This window comes from Grimontia marina (assembly GCF_900060185.1).
Lineage (GTDB): Bacteria > Pseudomonadota > Gammaproteobacteria > Enterobacterales > Vibrionaceae > Enterovibrio > Enterovibrio marinus.
On record NZ_FIZY01000191.1, the window covers coordinates 1 to 861 of the forward strand.

Here is an 861-nt window from a genome sequence, read left to right on the forward strand (position 1 = left end):
GACGCCGAGAACCGCCGCGCTCAAGAGCGTGTTTACAGCTTCCGCGACAATAACCACGTTTGGGATCCAAAGAATCAGCGTCCTGATCTGTGGCACACCTACAACGGTCAGGTGCCCCCCGGCGAAAGCCTCCGCGTGTTCCCGCTGTCGCCCTGGCCCGCGCTGGCTCTCTTTCCCTCCCTCTCCCTCTCCTGCCTCTCTCCCTTTCCTCTTTCCCTTTCTTCCTTTCTCCTCTTCCTTCCCCTTTCCTCCCGCGCGGCTTCCCCGTCTTTCTCTCCCCTTTTCCTTTTTCTTCTTCCTTCCTTTCGTTCTTCTTCCCCTCTTCTTTTTTCTTCCTTCTCTTTTTCTTTTCTCTCCCACCTTCCCTTTCGTCCCCCCTTTTTCCTTTTCCCTTCCCTCCTTCCCTCTCCCCCCTCCCTTCCCTTTTCCTCTTCTTTCTTTCTCCCTCTCTCTCCCTCCCCTCTCCTTTCTCCCTTCCTCCCTCCCTCCCTTTTTTTCTCTTCCCTCTTTCTTTTCCTCCTTTCCCTTCCCTCGTTCTTTCTCCCCTTCCCTCCCCTCTCTGTTCTTCTCCCCCTCTGTTTCCCGCCCCCGTCTCTGCTTGGCGCCCCTCGCGTTCTGTCCCCCTCCGCCTCCCTTCCTCCCTCCCTCGTTCCTCCCTTCCCCCCCCCTTCCCCCTTCTCCTCCTCCCCCTTTTTCCCTTTTCCTTTCCTTCTTCCCTCTCTCTTTCTTCTCCTCCGCCCCTCTCTTCTCTCCCTTTCTTCTCCCCCTCTCTCCCCCTCCTCTGCCTCCTCCCCTTCTGCGTCCTTTCGCGCTAGTACCTATAACCCTGAACTCTTCTATCGGCTTAATTTGGAAAGTTGG

At 56.8% G+C, this 861-nt stretch carries 1 pseudogene; it reads left to right on the plus strand.

The window, feature by feature from the left end:
• Positions 1-222 (plus strand): annotated as a pseudogene (locus GMA8713_RS27125) (sulfate adenylyltransferase subunit CysD); the annotation flags it as partial.
• Between the last annotated feature and the right edge of the window lie 639 nt (positions 223-861).